Raw genomic sequence first — 17,334 nt, 5'->3', positions numbered from 1 at the left:
AATAGTAGTTTCAGTATAGCAAATATCAATTATATTGTCCAATACTTAGCGTCAAAAAAAAGACCTTTCCTACACCGGATTTCCGCAGGATCCTTGAAGCTTCTTCCATTGTACTTCCCGTCGTATAGATGTCGTCCACCAGAAGCAGATTCCTGCCCCTTATGTCTCCTGCCGTTATTCGAAATGCCTCCTTTAGGTTTTTTCGTCTCCCGGCAGCCGTCAGTCTTTTCTGAGGTATCGTATTCTTCCACCGTTCCAGCACAGACAGCACAGGAATCCCCACATATTTTTCCAGCTCTTTTGCCAACAGTTCACTCTGGTTATATCCCCGCGCTTTTTTTCGCCTGTGATGAATAGGAATGGGAACCAGATAATCGATCTTCCATTGGCGGAGCAGTTCCCTGTAGTTTTTTGCCAGCTCCCGTCCGTAGATCTCTGCATAGGCTCTTTGATTTTTGTACTTAAATCGGTAGATAGACGTACTAACAGGCGGCACATGTTTCCACACGGCCGCCCCCTGTTCAAAGGAATATATATGTCCTTCACATTCCCTGCAATATTCTTTTTCTTCCGACAGGATCGATCTCCCACACTTCATGCAGACAGGCTGCCTGATCCTCAGCCTCTCTTCCGTTTCTTTGCATCTCTCACAGATTCCATTGCTGTTTGGTGCTCCACAAAACACACAGACGGTAGGCCATAGCAGGCACAAGAGCTTTTTTCCGATCCCTCTCCTGTCTTTCTTTTGTTTTACACGCCCGTTTTCCACTCTTCCAATTCCCGGATCCGTTCGGTTAAACTGGTATTTCGTCTCTGTTCATTTCCATTTTGAACCATCTGATCAAACACCACTTCACTCCCCACCAAGGTCACGCATCGTCTTGCCCTTGTAACTGCCGTATACAACAGATTCCTGTGATACAACTGCCTTGGCCCGTTCAAAAGCGGGATCACAACGGCAGGATATTCGCTTCCCTGCGACTTATGGATGGTAATAGCATAGGCCAATTCCAGCTCGTCCAGCAGTTCATAGGAATACCGCACAAGTTTCCCGTCTTCAAACTCGATCACAATCTCATCCCCGTAGACAGGGATCTCTTTTATGATCCCCATATCTCCGTTGAAAATCCCCTCTCCTTTATCTACCGCCATCCCTTTGGAAGTCCTGATCTCCCAGGGCATCTGATAGTTATTTTTGATCTGCATCACCTTATCGCCTTCCCGAAAGATTCGATCTCCCTGTAGCTTTTCCTTCTTCTTTTCGGAAGGCGGATTCAGGTATTTCTGTAGCATCTCGTTCAGTTTTTCTACTCCCAACACTCCCTTTCGCGTAGGCGTCAGCACCTGGATATCAAACGGTTTCGCCTGTACATAGGCAGGCAGCTTTTCCTGTACCAATGCAAGGATCACCCGCATCACCAGTTCCGGCTCCATCCTTTTCAAAAAAAAGAAATCCTTGCTTTTGTTATCCAGATGAACAGGAAGCCCCTGGTTAATCTTATGGGCATTTACAATGATGTCACTTTCCATCATCTGTCTGAATATCTGTGTCAACTTGACCACGGCATAGCAGCCTGAATCCACAATATCCTTCAATACACTTCCCGGGCCGACACTTGGAAGCTGATCACAATCTCCTACCAGGATCAGCCGCGTCCCCGTCACCATCGCTTTTAAGAGAGCACTCATCAGAGGAAGATCTACCATAGACATTTCATCTACAATGACTACATCGGTCTCCAGAGGCTGCTCCTCATTCCTTTGGAATCCCCGTGCTCCCTTTTCCGGATCCCCGTTGATCTCCAACAGTCTGTGAATGGTCTGCGCTTCGTAGCCTGTGGCCTCCGTCATCCGCTTGGCTGCTCTTCCGGTAGGCGCTGCTAGACAGATATCCAGCCCTTCTCTTCTGAAAAAATGGATCATGGCATTAATGGTGGTGGTCTTTCCTGTTCCCGGCCCTCCGGTCAGAACCAGAACGCCCTTCCTGACCGCCTGTCTCACCGCTTCCCACTGCATCTGATCCAGCTTCATATCTTCGCAGACTTCCACTTCCTCCAGCCTCTGCCTCAGAACCTCTTCCGTTATTTCAAATCGGATATCCAGCGCCTTCAGCATTCCCGCCACATTCCATTCCATCTGGTAATATGCGGATGCATATACTCTTGTCTCATCCCCCACATTTTTTACCACAATCTTTTTTTCCACAGACAATTCTTGCAGATGAAGCCCGGGCTGCTCAATCACCACACCCAGAATCTGCTCCGTCCGATAGAGCAAAACCTCTTCTCTCAGGTAGATATGTCCCTCTCCCACTCCCTGAAGCAGGACATAAACCATTCCGCATCGGATCCGATAATCCGAATCTACATGAATCCCTGCCCGCATGGCGATCTCATCTACCGTTTTGAATCCTACTCCCTCTACCTTGTCTGCCATCTGATAGGGATTTTCCTCCAGGATCCGATACACTCTGTTGCCATAATACTGAAAGATCTTCGCCGCCAATTTGGGAGAAATGCCGTACTTCTGCATGTACAGCATGGACTGCCGCATCTCTCTTTTCTCCTCCAGCTGCTCTGCGATCTCCCTGGCCTTCCTCTCGCTGATTCCCTTGATCTCCGCCAACCGTTCCGGTTCTTCCTCTATGATGCGGAAGGTCTCTTCTCCGAATGCCTCCACGATCTTGCGCGCCATAGCTTCTCTTAATCCTCTGATTGCCCCCGATCCCAGATATTTTTCTATGGAAAGGGTGTCTGTCGGGGAGCACACTCTGGATGTCTCTACCTGAAACTGACTTCCATACATCTTGTGAACGGTAAAATGCCCATCCAGCTCTACCAGCTCGCCTTCTTCCAGGTAAGAAAGTTCTCCTACACAGGTGAGCTGCTCTTCTTTCTGTTCCAATTGGAACACTGTATATCCATTTGCCTCATTTCGATATACGATGTGATCCACATATCCTTTTATCGTTTCCATGCTGTTACCTCGGCTGTCTTCTTCCTCCGATCACTTCCTCATATCTCCCTGTTCCGATGGCTACCACCTTCATAGGATCATCTGCCACAATGGTATTGACTCCCGTCCTCTCCTGGATCAGTTCTTCCAGTCCGCGCAGCAGTGCTCCTCCTCCCGTCAGAAGGATCCCTCTTTCCAGAATATCCGCGCACAGCTCTGGAGGAGTCTTTTCCAGAACCCCTACTACCGACTGGATCAGCTCTTCCGTTACTTCATGCAAAGCTCCTTCGATTTCTCTGGAAGAGACGGATACCTGCTTGGGAAGTCCCGTATCCAGACTCCTTCCTCTGATCTCTATCACCTCTTCCTCGATCAAAGGGTATACTGCTCCTGCATGAATCTTGATATGTTCTGCCGTCTTGTCTCCGATCAGCATATGATGTTCCTTTTTGATGTAACGGATGATCGCCTCGTCAAAATCATCCCCCGCTACCCTGAGGGACTTGCTTGCCACCGTCCCTCCCAGAGAAATGACGGCAATATCCGTTGTTCCTCCTCCGATATCTACCACCATGCTCCCTGCCGGCTTTGAGATATCGATCCCGGCTCCTATGGCTGCCGCCACCGGTTCTTCCACCAGGCTGATGGATCTTGCTCCTGCCGCATAAGCCGCTTCTTCTACCGCCTTTTTTTCCACTTCAGTCACCTGGCTGGGAATGCAAATGCTCATAAAAGGCTTTTTCAGCATCCTTTTTCCCATAGCCTTCTGTACAAAATATTTCAGCACCTTTTCCGTCACGGAATAATCGGATATGGTTCCATGGAGAAGGGGCCGCATCGGCACTACGTTTCCCGCCGTTCTTGCCAGAAGCTGCCTCGCCTCCTCTCCAATAGCCTTTACCGTATTGCTATCCTTGTCAAACGCTACCAAAGAAGGTTCTTTTATGATCACACCTTTGCCTCTTACATACACCAGAATGCTGGAGGTTCCCAAATCTATCCCTATATCTGCTATCATCTGCTTCTCTCTTTCTTAAAATCCTCTGAATTTCCGGCACTCCGGAATTGGTTCTGTCATCCCAACTGCTATTATAGAAAAAAATCCACGAAATAAAAAGAGGTTTTTTCTTTTCATCCGCTCTGGCACAGCATCCGGATCCCCCTTTTGGTTTCCGTTCTCCTTCTAGCCTTTTCGTTTTCTAATGCTTCAGAAGAGGCGCAATATAATGACCGGTATAGGATCTTTCGCACAGGATGATCTCTTCCGGTGTTCCGGAGGCAATCACTGTTCCTCCCCTGTCGCCGCCCTCCGGGCCGATATCAATGATGTAATCCGCCGTTTTGATCATATCCAGATTATGTTCGATCACGATCACGGTGTTTCCATCTGCAGACAGCCTCTGCAGGATCTCTGTCAGTTTATGCACATCTGCGAAATGAAGCCCTGTAGTAGGTTCATCCAAAATATATATGGTTTTCCCCGTGCTTCTCTTACTCAGCTCTGTCGCCAGCTTGATCCTCTGGGCTTCCCCGCCCGATAGTGTCGTAGACGGCTGTCCCAGACGGATATAGGACAGCCCCACGTCGTGAAGTGTTTCCATCTTTCTGCGGATAGACGGAACATTTTCAAAAAATGCCAGCGCCTCCTCCACCGTCATATTTAACACATCATAAATATTTTTCCCCTTGTATTTTACCTCCAGAGTCTCTCTGTTGTACCTTTTTCCCTTGCATACCTCACAGGGAACATAGACGTCCGGCATAAAATGCATTTCGATTTTCAGGATCCCATCTCCGCTGCAGGCCTCGCACCTGCCGCCCTTTACATTAAAGCTGAACCTCCCCTTCTTGTATCCTCTGGCCTTTGCATCTGCCGTTGCCGCGAACAGATCTCTGATCAGATCAAACACTCCCGTATAGGTAGCAGGATTCGACCTGGGCGTTCTCCCTATCGGTGACTGATCGATATTGATCACTTTATCCAGCTGCTCTAGCCCTGTTACTTCCCGGTGTTTTCCCGGAATCACCCTTGCACGGTTCAGTTCCCTCGCCAGTTTCTTGTAGAGGATCTCATTTACCAGGGAGCTTTTTCCGGAGCCGGAAACTCCTGTTACGCAGGTCATCACTCCCAGCGGAAAAGATACGTCTATGTCCTTCAGATTATTTTCACAGGCTCCTTTCACCTCAATCCAGCCCTGCGGACTTTTCCGTACTTCGGGTACCGGTATCCGCTTTCTTCCGCTTAGATAATCTCCGGTAATGGATCTGCGGTTCTTCATGATCTCTTTGGCCGTTCCTACAGCCACCACTTCTCCTCCGTGTTCTCCTGCTCCCGGACCGATATCCACGATATAGTCAGCCTCTTTCATCGTATCTTCATCATGCTCCACCACGATCACGGTATTGCCCAGATCCCGGAGATGTTTTAATGTGCCCAGCAGCTTGTCATTATCCCGCTGATGCAGGCCAATACTAGGTTCGTCTAGAATATAGGCAACCCCCACCAGACCGGAGCCGATCTGGGTCGCCAGACGGATTCTCTGCGCTTCTCCCCCTGACAGGCTTCCTGTCGCTCTTGCCAGGGTCAGATAGTCCAGCCCCACATCCATCAGAAACCGGATGCGGGAGCGGATTTCCTTTAGAATCTGTTCCCCGATCAGCTTTTGCTGCTGTGACAGCTTCAGTTCCTCCAGGAAGGTGTTCAGCTTTTCTATAGACAGCGCCGTTACCTCTGAAATATTTTTATCTCCGATCGTCACCGCCAAAGCTCCCGGCTTTAACCTCTGACCCTTACAGGTATGACAGGGGGTGATCCTCATAAACTCCTCGTATTCTGCCTTCATCGTTTCCGATGCCGTCTCCCTGTATCTTCTCTCCACATTTCGGATCAGTCCTTCAAAAGCTACATCATAAACCCCTTCCCCCCGTTGCCCCTTGTAATGCACTTTCAGTTCTTTTCCGTTTGTCCCATGGATCAGCACGTCATAGATCTCCTGGGGATAGTCTCTAAACGGCGTGTCCAGAGAAAACCGGTATTCCTTACTTAAGGCGCTTAACACGGCATAGGTAAAGCTTTTTTTATCCGTGCAGGACTGCCATCCCATTACGGCGATCGCACCTTCCTGTATGCTCAGGCTCTGATCCGGGATCATCAGATCCACGTCAAACTCCATCTTATATCCCAAGCCATAACAGTCCGGGCAGGCCCCGAATGGATTGTTGAACGAAAAACTTCTCGGTTCTATCTCATCAATGCTGATCTCGCAATCCGGACAGGAAAAGCTTTGACTGAAATGGATCTCTGTTCCTCCTATCACTTCCACCGTCAAAGAACCTTCTGCCAGATGAAGTACCGTTTCCACCGAATCTGTCAGTCGTTTTTCCATTCCCTCCCGGATGACCAGACGGTCTACCACCACATCTATGCTGTGCTTGATATTTTTATCCAGCTGGATCTCCTCTGAGAGTTCATAAAGATTTCCGTCGATCCTCACCCGGATATATCCGCTTTTTTTCACTCTTTCCAGGATTTTGGCATGGGTTCCCTTTCTTCCCCTGACCACCGGAGCCAGAAGCTGGATCCTGGTTTTTTCCGGAAGTTCCATGATCTGATCTACCATCTGGTCTACCGTCTGTTTCCGGATCTCTTTCCCGCATTTTGGACAATGAGGAACACCTGCTCTAGCGTAGAGCAGACGAAAATAGTCATACACCTCTGTCACGGTCCCCACCGTTGATCTGGGGTTTTTGTTCGTGGATTTCTGGTCGATAGAGATCGCCGGAGACAGCCCTTCGATACTTTCTACTTCCGGTTTTTCCATCTGTCCCAGAAACTGCCTGGCATAGGAGGACAGGGATTCCATATACCGCCTCTGCCCTTCCGCATAGATCGTGTCAAATGCCAGAGACGATTTTCCTGATCCGCTCAGCCCGGTCAGCACCACCAGCTCTTCCCTGGGAATGTCCAGGTCGATCTGTTTTAAATTATGTTCATTGGCTCCTCTTATCCGGATCCATTGCTTTTGTTCCTGTTTTTTTGCCATGTTTTGTCCTGTGCTGCACGAATTGTGCTGCAATTCCTTTCCCTTATTGGTTTTCTTCTAAAAATTTCTTGGCTTCGACCAACTGGTCCCTTAGGATGGCTGCTCGCTCAAAATCCAGTTCCGCTGCGGCCTTTTTCATATGCTTCTGCAGGTCTTTTATCCGTTTTTCCAGCTCCTTCTGGCTCATGGATTCCAGATCCTTATCCGGAAGATTCTCTTCTGCCGTCAGCTTTTTCGACACTGCGATCAGATCCCTCACTCCTTTTTTGATGGTGGCCGGCGTGATCCCATGTTTCTGGTTGTAATCCATCTGTATCTTTCTTCTTCGCATGGTTTCTCGGATAGCCAGATCCATGGAATCAGTGATCTTGTCTGCATACATCAGGACTCTTCCTTCAGCATTTCTGGCTGCTCGCCCAATTGTCTGCACCAGAGACGTTTCTGAACGCAAAAATCCCTCCTTATCCGCATCCAGAATTGCCACCAGCGTGATCTCCGGAATATCCAACCCCTCCCGCAGGAGATTGATCCCTACCAGCACATCAAATACATCCATCCGCATGTCCCGGACGATCTCCGTCCTTTCCAGCGTATCAATATCTGAGTGGAGGTACCGGACCCGAATCCCTACCTCCCGCATATAATCTGTCAGATCCTCTGCCATCCGTTTGGTCAGCGTCGTGACCAGCACCTTATGTCCACCGGCCACCTCTTTTCTTACTTCTCCCAGCAGGTGATCGATCTGTCCTTCCACCGGCACCACTTCTACCTCCGGATCCAAAAGACCGGTAGGTCGGATCACCTGCTGTACCCGCAAAAGCTCCTGCTCCTGTTCATAGACGCCGGGAGTCGCTGACACAAACAGCATCTGATTCACTTTCCCTTCAAATTCCACGAAGCTGAGAGGTCTGTTGTCTTTTGCAGACGGAAGGCGAAATCCGTACTCCACCAAAGTGGATTTCCTGGACTGGTCTCCGTGGTACATTCCACTGATCTGCGGAATGGTTTTGTGGGATTCATCGACCATGATCATGAAGTCATCCGGAAAATAATCTATCAGCGTATGGGGCGGACAGCCCGCCTGAAGCCCCGTCAGATGCCGGGAATAATTTTCGATTCCGGAACAAAAACCGGTCTCCCGCATCATCTCTATATCAAAATTTGTCCGCTCTTCAATCCTCTGGGCTTCCAGCAGCTTCCCTTCCCGCTTGAAATATCCGATCCGCTCCTGCAGCTCCTCTTCAATGCAGCGGATTGCCCGTTCCATACTTTCTCTGGAAACCACATAGTGGGAAGCCGGGAAAACCGCCACATGACTCAGTTCGCTTTTTACCGCCCCTGTCAAAACGTCTATCTGAGTGATCCTGTCTATCTCATCTCCAAAAAACTCTATCCGGACCGCCTCTTCTCCCGAACCTGCCGGAAAAACCTCCAGCACATCTCCCCGTACCCGGAAGGTGCCCCGTTTGAAGTCCATCTCGTTTCTGTCATACTGGATATCTATCAGCTTTCGTATCACATCATCCCGGTCTCTTTCCATCCCCGGCCTGAGAGACAGCACCATCTCCTGATAGTCGATGGGAGAACCCAGTCCGTAAATACAGGATACGCTGGCTACGATGATCACATCTCTTCGTTCAGACAGAGCCGCCGTAGCCGAATGGCGCAGCTTATCGATCTCATCATTGATGGACGAATCTTTTGCAATATAAGTGTCAGAAGAAGGTACATAGGCCTCCGGCTGGTAGTAATCATAATAGGACACGAAATATTCCACTGCGTTATTCGGGAAAAATTCTTTGAATTCTCCGTAAAGCTGTGCCGCTAAGGTCTTATTGTGTGCAATGACCAGCGTCGGTCTGTTAAGCTGCTGAATAACATTTGCCATGGTAAAGGTCTTTCCGGAGCCGGTTACTCCCAGTAGTGTCTGGCACTGGTTACCTTCCTGAAAGCCCTTCACCAGTTGTTCAATCGCCTGCGGCTGGTCGCCGGTGGGGGCGTATTCTGATACTAATTCAAAATGCTCCATGAAATCCTCCTATGAATCTGCTATCTGCATTTTCTGTTGCCATTATATCAGAATCCAAAGAAAATGTATAGAATGAATCGAATGTTTGTTCTGTTTGTTCCCAAAACTCCGCTCCGCAGATACTTTGTTTCTTCCTCCGTTCCAACTGATCTCGTCGGATATTCCGAAACCGGATAGAACTACTCGGCTTCGGATTCTTTATTCCATTATGCACCTGCCAGACAGAATGTTGCAACCTTCCTTGACAGGATTCCGGGCCGATGACAAAACAGGCTTCCGGATCACTTGAACGTACTCCGGAAACCTGCTCCCACGCAAATAGTATTCTTTTACACCGCAACCGGCTTTTTGAATCCTGCAACTTCCCTTGCTGTATGGAGGATATCCTGTTCCTTTTTCTGCTTAGGATCCTCCTTCCGTGCCTCCGGTTCAACTAAGGCGTAAACTCACTTTCCACCAGTTGTGTATTATTTTTCCTGTATGGTTTCATCATTTTTCCATCCGGCAGCAGATAGTACCATGTTCCTTTATATGGAATCCACTTTGAAAAAACTATGCTTCCATCTGTCTCTGCATAATACCAGTCTTCTCCCACCTTGATCCAGCCGCTTTGGCGGTAACCTTCTTCACTAAAATAATAAACCTTTCCTTCGATAGTAACAAACTTATTGCTGGGCCAGGATCCGTCTGCATAGCAGTACCACCAACCCACTGTATCTTTTACCCATTTATCCCCCTGGATCTCCATGTAGCGTCCTTCTTCGTCCACTTTGTATCCATCGGGAGTCATCTCACTGACTGCCATCCTTCCATCTGCCTTCAAGTAATACCAAACTCCCCGGTAGAACAGCCACTGACTTTTCCGAAAAGCTCCGCTTGACTCTGCATAGTACCAGCTTTCCCCTCTTTTGATCCATCCGGTCTGCATATAGCCTCTTGCATCAAAGCTGTATCTTTCGCCACCGATCAAAGCTATACAATCCTGCGGCCAGGAACCGTTCGGATACCGATACCACCAACCGATCCCATCTTTGATCCAGGTTCCTTCCTGAACCCACACCCCGGTCTCATCTACATAATATCCACCATCCACCGTTGTACTTACTGCCATTTCATAATTAGCATCCAGGTAGTACCATTTCCCTCCAGATTCCACCCACTTTGATTTTGCCAGACTTCCGTCCAAATGTGCACAATACCATTTATCTTCATGTAAAATCCAGCCTGTCACCAGATATCCATCGGTATCAAAATAGCAACGAACTCCGTTTATATCTGCAAACCCTTGATTCAAAAATTTCCCCTGAACCATATAGCGCCATCTATTGTCCATGCGAATCCAACTCCCTTCCCGGATCGCCTCTTTTAACCTTCCCCCCTTCAATGCTACTCTTGAAGATTCTTCCATTCGCATTTCCACATCTGAAAAAGAGCTTTCCAAGTCTTCTGGAATATTATTAGTCAGTTGTTCATCCAGGCACACTACAACGGCAAAATCTGATGCCATATCCCCTGCTGCCACGATCTGCGTCCCATTTCTCAACAATTCCAAAATCCCGCCATAGGCACTGTGCTCCGGATCGTGTACATCCGGTTCCAACGAAGCTACAACAGGCGTGGTTCTGGGGGCCAGAATGATTCTGGGATTTAGGGCCATCATGTACTGATATGAATTAGAACCAGTTCCTCCGTGATGGTTCAGTGTACACACATCCACCTTTCCCACCTCGTCCTTCAATCTGGACTCTACTCCCCAATAATCGTTGATATCTCCGCCAATAAAAGCCGACCTTCCATTCGATCCGGTAACTTTCACTCCCAAAGAAATCTCATTCGCATCATATAGTGACTTGGGCTTTATATCCCGTGCCCCGTTAAAAATTTGGATCCTGGCACTTCCCAAATGAATTTCATACGGATCTACCGGTGTATTTAGAAGAAGGTTCGCTCCGACTTCCTGAGCAGCCTCTACCATTCTTTCTTGTACATAAAGATTATCATACAAAACTCTTTCATTATCCATAAACTCATCTTCATATTTTGGGGCTATTACTGTCCTGGGTTCAAATTCCCTGATCACCTCATCTGCCGACCCTATGTGATCCGAATGTGCATGTGTCCCTATATAATAATCAAAATTCTCTTCATTGATGCCTAACCGATACATATAAGCAATCACTTTCTCTTCAATTCCCTGGCCTATCGTCACTCCCTGCCTGGGATTCTTTGGATAATCACTATCTTCTCCCGAATCTACCACAGCAAAATGTCCATCGCATTCTATGATAAAAGCATTTGTACTCTGAAAAGAAGTAACCATATGAATCTTTACAATTCCCGGCATGCTCTCAGTACTGACAGTATCTGTCGCTTGTGGGATCGTTTCTGTTTCGCCGGTCGCCTCCCGCAGATCCATTCCCGGTTCGGAAGTCACTCCTCCTGTCTCTGCTCCCACATCCTCTGTCACGCCTCCCACTCCGCTGTCTTCCGCATATGCCGGCAGTGCCTGCACTCCTCCGGCAGCCACTGCAGCTGCCAGTATGATTGCCATCCCTCTCTTTTTCCAGTTTCCTTTTTTCACGTTTCCTCCCTGATCCGTCGGTTCACTCCCATTTCTGGCTTTTCCCCACAATTTCCTTGCTTTGCTGTGTATCGGCTCTTTTGTTATGATTTTATACCGTTTCCGCTTCCTTCCTGCAGAAACCTTCTTTGCCTGTCACTTCTGCTTTGCCTGTCGCCCTTATTTCATCTGCAGCACCACCGGACAATGATCCGATCCCATCACATCTGTCAGTATCTGTGCATCCTCCAGCCTGTCTTTCAGTTCCTCTGATACACAGAAATAATCGATCCGCCACCCTGCATTTTTTTCTCTGGCACGAAATCTGTAAGACCACCAGGAATAGATCTCTGTCTGATCCGGATAAAAATAACGGAAAGTATCAATAAAACCTGCCTCTGTCAGTTCTGTGAATTTTTGCCTTTCCTCATCGGTAAAGCCTGCATTCTTACGGTTGGTCTTGGGATTTTTCAGATCGATCTCCCGGTGCGCCACATTCAGGTCGCCACAGAAGATCACCGGCTTCATCTCCTCCAGTCGTTTCAGATAGGCAAGAAAGTCTTTTTCCCACTCCATCCGGTAAGAAAGCCTTGCCAGTTCACTCTGCGAATTGGGCGTATAAACGGTGATAAAATAGTATTCCTCGAATTCCAGGGTAATCACCCGCCCCTCCTGATCATGCGCTTCTATCCCGATTCCATACTGTACCGACAGCGGCTCTTCCTTTGTGAAGATCGCGGTGCCCGAATACCCTTTCTTCTTCGCGTAATTCCAGTACTGATAGTATCCCGGAGTCGCAAGCTCCAGCTGTCCCTCCTGCATTTTAGACTCCTGGATACAGAAAATATCCGCATCCGCCTCCTGAAAAAATTCCAAAAATCCCTTCTGTACGCACGCTCTGATCCCATTCACATTCCACGAAACAAACTTCATCTATGTCCTCACTTTCTGTTTTCCTATATATAGATTCTAATAATATACCTTACGCAGGAACAATCCTCTTGCCGGCGCCAAAAATCCTGCCAGCCGACGATCTTCTGCCGCAATCACTACAGGAAGCATCGCCGGGTCCCGTTTTCCCGTTCCCACTTCCAGAAGAGTCCCTGTCAGGATCCGTACCATGTGATACAAAAATCCTGATCCGTAGTAAGTGATCCGCACCTTTTCTCCCGAACTCAGGATCTTGATGTTAGTAATCTGCCGGACCGGATCGCTACAATCCTTATCATCTGTAAAACTGGTGAAATTTCTTGCCCCGATCAGATAGGAGGCCGCTTTTCGCATGGCCTGGATATCCAGCTTTTCCGGATAATGATAACAATATCTTCGGGAAAATACATCCGGCTTTTCCCTGCAGTCAATATAATATTCGTACTTTTTTCCTTTTGCGCTTTTTCTGGCATGAAATCCGTTTTTCATCAGCTCTACCTTGATGACCCGGATGTCTTCCGGAAGGTAACGATTCAGGGATTCTCTGAATTCCTGCGTGTCATACAGCCTGCCCAGCTGAACACTTGCCACCTGTCCTCTTGCGTGTACGCCCGCATCCGTTCGTCCCGAGCCGTCCACATGCACCCGATATCCCACCAGCTTTCCGATGCTCCGCTCCAGGATAAACTGGATGGTATTGTCCGTGGTAGACTGTCTCTGCCATCCTTGAAACCTGCTTCCGTCATAGGAAATCGTCAGTTTATATGTTCTCATCTATATTCACCTTGCCTCTTTTCCATTTACAGTAAAAAGAAAGAAGCATACCTTATCGTACACTTCTTTCATCATTCTACCACCTTTTTCCGGGATTCGCAAATACTTGTTAAGCCCGCTCCGGAGCTTGATCCAGGGCTGTTCCGAACCTGCCCCAAGCCTTGCAGCAAGGAGGTTCTCACCGACTCTTTTCTGTCTTAACCCAAGATCTTCTTCAGCTCGTCCATAAAGGTATTCACATCTTTAAACTCTCTGTACACAGAGGCAAACCGCACATACGCCACCTCATCCAGCCTCTTAAGCTCCTCCATGACCATCTCACCGATACGGTTGCTGGGAATTTCCTTTTCTTCCAGGCTGAACACCTGCGTCTCGATCCGGTCTACTGCCGCCTTGATGGCTTCTGCTGAAATCGGCCTTTTATAACAGGCGCGCAACACTCCGTTTTCTATTTTGCCACGATCATACTGTTCCCTGTTATTATCCTTTTTGATAATGATGAGTGGGATCGTCTCCACTTTTTCATAAGTGGTGAACCTCTTTTTGCAGATTTCACAGGCTCTCCGTCTTCGGATGGAATTCCCGTCCTCCGTCGGTCTGGAATCCACTACTTTTGTATCCGGGTGATTGCAATAAGGACATTTCATGTTGTCTAACCTCTTCTCATTTTGTTGGTTTCAGTATAGCCTGTCCGGTTCGTGAAGTCAATCCATTGTCCCTTACAGTTCCGGTTCCTTCCGTTTTTCTTCCTTCAAATATCCTCCTATTTAGACATGACCTTCTCACTCTCAAATGCCTTCACGATCACCCCTGTCAAAATCACTCCCAATGCCAGTGTTTCCGCCACCGTGATCCCGTACTGGAACAAGGTGATCTCCTGACTCATGATTCCCTGGATTGCCATGGCATTGTTATAAAACGGGACAAACCAGAGGTTTTCCTGGGGTTTTCCTGTTGAAAACATGGAGATCAGACCGATGATCAAAACTAGCATATAGGCCGGCATAATATAAGTTCCTGCTTCTTTCACCGTCTTTGCAAACACAGAGATCAGTGCAATGATGGTAGAATACAGGAAGGACATAAACAATAGCAGTACTCCCAGCATAGCGATCTGCCCCGCCTGAATATCCAGGTGGAAGTTTGCTCCCGACAGCTTGTCTTTAAAAATCGTATTCGCCGCCACTGCCAGGGCCGTCACATATACAATTGCGGAAATTCCGGAGATCGTCATAAGCGAAAACACCTTCCCCAGTACAATAGAGCTTCTCTGGATCGGCGTCACCAGAAGGCTGTACATGGTTCCTCTTTCCTTCTCTCCTGCTATCATATCCGTTCCGATTCCCATCGCCCCTGCAAACAAAAAGACGGTTACAAAGTAGGGCAGCATGGTTCCCGCCATCTTGCCTGTCGCCTTCGCCTTATCCTGAATGTACATCTGAGAGTTGTCTGTGTTTACTTCAAAAACCGTCAATTGCCTCAGATCTCCCACTCGCTCTGCCAAAAGCGTCTGACGATAAGATTCCAGCATCGTTTTCACAAAGGAGGACGTCTTGGCCGAATATTCTTCTGACGGATTTTCGTAGGTATTGACCCAGGGAAGAGGCTCCCCTTCTTTGTAAGCCTTTGTCTGCTCTTCAAATCCATCGGAAAATCTTACGATCAGATCGATCTCTCCCTCTTTGATCTTTTTCTTTGCCGCCTCAAATTCTTTTTCAGATTCCATCTGTGTATATTCGGCCAAAAATCCTGACGCTTCCATCTGTTGCTGAAAGTCTGTCGGCGCGTGAAGTGTATAAATCCTGGATTTGTGTGCCTCGATGTCTTTCTGCTTCCGTTCCGCCATCATTCCCACAACCGAAAAAATAACCAGCATGATCACCACCGGCAATACAAAGACAGAAAATACCATTTTTTTGTCCCTGAATATCCGCGCCATTTCTTTCCCGAATATTTCTCTGATTCCTTTCATGCCGCTACTCCCCCTTCTTTTCCCTGTAAAATTCAAAAAATGCGTCTTCCAGATCCTGTGCTCCGGTCTGTTGCAGAAGTTCTGCCACCGTACCTTCTGCCACCATTTCTCCATCCACAATGATTCCGATCCTGTCACACAGTTTTTGTGCTTCCGACATAATATGGGTGGAAACCACGATCAGCTTTCCTTCATTCCGCAGCTTTTTCAGATAGTCTGTTACCCCTCTTGCCGTGATGATATCCAATCCGTTGGTAGGTTCGTCAAAAATAACGATCCTGGGATCATGTACCAGACTCACTGCAATGGCTGCTTTCTGCTTCATTCCTGTGGAAAGCTCCTTGATCTGCTTATGGGCAAAGCCTTCGATCCCAAAATAGGAAAACAATTCCTCTTTTCTCTGTTGAAGAGTATCTTTTTCCACTTCATGCAGCCGTCCGAAAAAATCAAACATATAATCTACTGTAAACTGCTCATCCAGTTTAATGTCACTGGTCAGAAATCCAATCTGCGTCCTGACTTTCTTGGGCTCCTTCTGCACCTCGTATCCATTCACATAAATCTCTCCTTCGGTAGGAGGAATCAAGGTGGCGATACAGCGGAGCGTGGTCGTCTTTCCCGCACCGTTTGGTCCCAGAAGGCCATAGATCTCTCCCTCTTTCGCCTGAAAGCTCAGATTTCCTACCGCCGTCTTTTTAGGATCCTTCGTCTTTAACTCCATCATCTGCTTCTTGTTCAGACGATACACCTTCGTCAGATTTTTGATTTCTATCATCTGTACACCCCTCTTCCTGCTCGTTTCTTGCATTGTCTTATTGTATTGCTTTGTTGATACAATCATACTTCCTCTCTTTTTTCTTGTCAACCTCTTTTTCTTCCCCGGAGATGCTCCGGACACCCCGCTTCCTTCCCTCTGGCTTCCTCTGCACTTTTCCGGGTGTTTGCAGGGATTTTCTTTGATTTTCATACTCACATACAATTTCCTGTAAAACAGAACCATCAGCCCTATGAGGTGAACTCCTTTCGTCAGGTTCCGTCTGACAAAAGAGGCCTTCACTGCTGATGGTTTCTGATTGATCCTATTATTTCCAATGTTTCTGGCATGTTTGATATTTGATGGCTTTTTACAGGATCCTTGTCCCTGTTTTTCCCTGGATCGCAGCTTTTACATGATCGAAGGAGGTGATGATCGCCCTTCTTCCCTCCCGTTTCTCCAAAAAGGAAATGGACGCCCGAAACTTCGGAAGCATATTATATACTCCAAAGTGTCCTTCCTCCATATAGCCTTTCGCCTCCTCCACGCTGATCTCCCCCAACTGCTCCTCTCTGTCTGTCCCCATGTGGATCTTTACCTTTTCCACGCTGGTCAGGATAATCAGTTCGTCTGCATCCGTCTCTTCCGCCAGCTTCCCGGCCGCCAGATCTTTCTCCACTACCGCGCTGGCTCCCTTCAGATGATGCTCCTGCTCCAGCACAGGGATCCCTCCGCCTCCAGCTGCGATCACCACCTGATCTGCATCCAGGAGCGCTTTTATCGCATCAATCTCCACAATGGCAACCGGATTGGGGGCCGCCACGATTCTGCGGAAACCTTTTCCCGGCTCTTCCACCACATAATTTCCCTTCTTCCTCTCCTTTGCAGCCTCTTCTGCGTTCAGATAACGTCCCAACACTTTTGTAGGCGTGTAAAAAGCCTCGTCATAGGGATCTACGATCACCTGGGTCAATACGGTACTGACCGTCCGATAAAGACCTCTATTTAACAATGCTTCTCGAATGGCCTTCTGCAGGTCGTATCCGATGTATCCCTGACTCATAGCCGAACACACCGACATGGGAGCCGCTGTATAATCCTGATGCGCTTTGCCAAATTCATTCATGGCTGTATGGATCATCCCCACCTGAGGTGCGTTGCTGTGGGTAATCGCCACCTGATAGCCTTCTTCTATCAGATCTGCGATCGCTTCCGCCGTCTTTGTTACTGCCTTTTGTTGATCCGGCAGGGTGATTCCCAACGCCCTGTGTCCCAGTGCCAGTACCGCTCTTTTCTTCATTTGCGTTCCTCCTCACA

General features: G+C 48.1%; 12 protein-coding genes. All 12 read right to left on the bottom strand.

Annotation, left to right across the window (positions count from 1 at the left end; genetic code table 11):
- Window positions 1–25: 25 nt before the first annotated feature.
- The 12 genes from SOW26_RS09420 to arcC all read right to left on the bottom strand — a co-directional run bounded on the left by SOW26_RS09420 (window position 26) and on the right by arcC (window position 17,317).
- Entirely contained in the window at window positions 26–769 is a 744-nt protein-coding gene (locus tag SOW26_RS09420; protein WP_320652293.1) for a ComF family protein, read from the bottom strand.
- A complete protein-coding gene (gene recD2 / locus SOW26_RS09415; RefSeq protein ID WP_276959514.1) occupies window positions 751–2,976 on the bottom strand; it encodes an SF1B family DNA helicase RecD2 in 2,226 nt (741 codons plus the stop codon). The genes SOW26_RS09420 and recD2 overlap by 19 nt, the downstream gene beginning before the upstream one ends.
- 4 nt (window positions 2,977–2,980) lie before the next feature.
- Window positions 2,981–3,973: a rod shape-determining protein gene (mreB, locus tag SOW26_RS09410; RefSeq protein WP_276959511.1), complete on the bottom strand. Its 993-nt coding sequence runs from the start codon at window positions 3,971–3,973 to the stop codon at window positions 2,981–2,983.
- Between the two features lie 181 nt (window positions 3,974–4,154).
- The gene (gene uvrA / locus SOW26_RS09405; RefSeq protein WP_154475883.1) at window positions 4,155–6,998 is read right to left on the bottom strand and encodes an excinuclease ABC subunit UvrA; all 2,844 of its coding nucleotides are present in this window, start codon (window positions 6,996–6,998) and stop codon (window positions 4,155–4,157) included.
- Between the two features lie 43 nt (window positions 6,999–7,041).
- Entirely contained in the window at window positions 7,042–9,027 is a 1,986-nt protein-coding gene (uvrB, locus tag SOW26_RS09400; protein WP_276959510.1) for an excinuclease ABC subunit UvrB, read from the bottom strand.
- 433 nt (window positions 9,028–9,460) lie between these two features.
- The gene (locus SOW26_RS09395) at window positions 9,461–11,608 is read right to left on the bottom strand and encodes an MBL fold metallo-hydrolase (protein WP_320652292.1); all 2,148 of its coding nucleotides are present in this window, start codon (window positions 11,606–11,608) and stop codon (window positions 9,461–9,463) included.
- Between the two features lie 159 nt (window positions 11,609–11,767).
- Window positions 11,768–12,520 (bottom strand): exodeoxyribonuclease III, encoded by a 753-nt coding sequence (locus SOW26_RS09390; protein WP_276959506.1) that lies wholly within the window; start codon window positions 12,518–12,520, stop codon window positions 11,768–11,770.
- 36 nt (window positions 12,521–12,556) lie between these two features.
- A complete protein-coding gene (gene truA / locus SOW26_RS09385) occupies window positions 12,557–13,291 on the bottom strand; it encodes a tRNA pseudouridine(38-40) synthase TruA (RefSeq protein ID WP_320652291.1) in 735 nt (244 codons plus the stop codon).
- Between the two features lie 197 nt (window positions 13,292–13,488).
- Window positions 13,489–13,938 carry a transcriptional regulator NrdR gene (nrdR, locus tag SOW26_RS09380; RefSeq protein WP_154475893.1) on the bottom strand — a complete coding sequence of 150 codons (450 nt, stop codon included), beginning with the start codon at window positions 13,936–13,938 and terminating at the stop codon, window positions 13,489–13,491.
- Between the two features lie 116 nt (window positions 13,939–14,054).
- A complete protein-coding gene (locus SOW26_RS09375; protein ID WP_276960260.1) occupies window positions 14,055–15,263 on the bottom strand; it encodes an ABC transporter permease in 1,209 nt (402 codons plus the stop codon).
- A gap of 4 nt (window positions 15,264–15,267) precedes the next feature.
- Complete coding sequence (locus SOW26_RS09370; RefSeq protein WP_154475897.1) at window positions 15,268–16,038, bottom strand: ABC transporter ATP-binding protein; 771 nt, start codon at window positions 16,036–16,038, stop codon at window positions 15,268–15,270.
- A gap of 349 nt (window positions 16,039–16,387) precedes the next feature.
- Window positions 16,388–17,317 (bottom strand): carbamate kinase, encoded by a 930-nt coding sequence (gene arcC, locus SOW26_RS09365; RefSeq protein WP_276960258.1) that lies wholly within the window; start codon window positions 17,315–17,317, stop codon window positions 16,388–16,390.
- Window positions 17,318–17,334: the final 17 nt, after the last annotated feature.

Origin of the sequence: Suipraeoptans intestinalis, from assembly GCF_034091795.1 — a bacterium.
Lineage (GTDB): Bacteria > Bacillota > Clostridia > Lachnospirales > Lachnospiraceae > Suipraeoptans > Suipraeoptans intestinalis.
The sequence above is the reverse complement of the archived record's forward strand: the minus strand, read 5'-3'. Positions and strand labels throughout refer to the sequence as shown.

What these genes read in the sequence shown, in the direction of transcription:
- arcC (WP_276960258.1), bottom strand. Translation starts at nt 17,317, where the DNA reads ATGAAGAAAAGAGCGGTACTGGCACTGGGACACAGGGCGTTGGGAATC.
- SOW26_RS09370 (WP_154475897.1), bottom strand. Translation starts at nt 16,038, where the DNA reads ATGATAGAAATCAAAAATCTGACGAAGGTGTATCGTCTGAACAAGAAG.
- SOW26_RS09390 (WP_276959506.1), bottom strand. Translation starts at nt 12,520, where the DNA reads ATGAAGTTTGTTTCGTGGAATGTGAATGGGATCAGAGCGTGCGTACAG.
- SOW26_RS09375 (WP_276960260.1), bottom strand. Translation starts at nt 15,263, where the DNA reads ATGAAAGGAATCAGAGAAATATTCGGGAAAGAAATGGCGCGGATATTC.
- uvrA (WP_154475883.1), bottom strand. Translation starts at nt 6,998, where the DNA reads ATGGCAAAAAAACAGGAACAAAAGCAATGGATCCGGATAAGAGGAGCC.
- truA (WP_320652291.1), bottom strand. Translation starts at nt 13,291, where the DNA reads ATGAGAACATATAAACTGACGATTTCCTATGACGGAAGCAGGTTTCAA.
- recD2 (WP_276959514.1), bottom strand. Translation starts at nt 2,976, where the DNA reads ATGGAAACGATAAAAGGATATGTGGATCACATCGTATATCGAAATGAG.
- nrdR (WP_154475893.1), bottom strand. Translation starts at nt 13,938, where the DNA reads ATGAAATGTCCTTATTGCAATCACCCGGATACAAAAGTAGTGGATTCC.
- uvrB (WP_276959510.1), bottom strand. Translation starts at nt 9,027, where the DNA reads ATGGAGCATTTTGAATTAGTATCAGAATACGCCCCCACCGGCGACCAG.
- mreB (WP_276959511.1), bottom strand. Translation starts at nt 3,973, where the DNA reads ATGATAGCAGATATAGGGATAGATTTGGGAACCTCCAGCATTCTGGTG.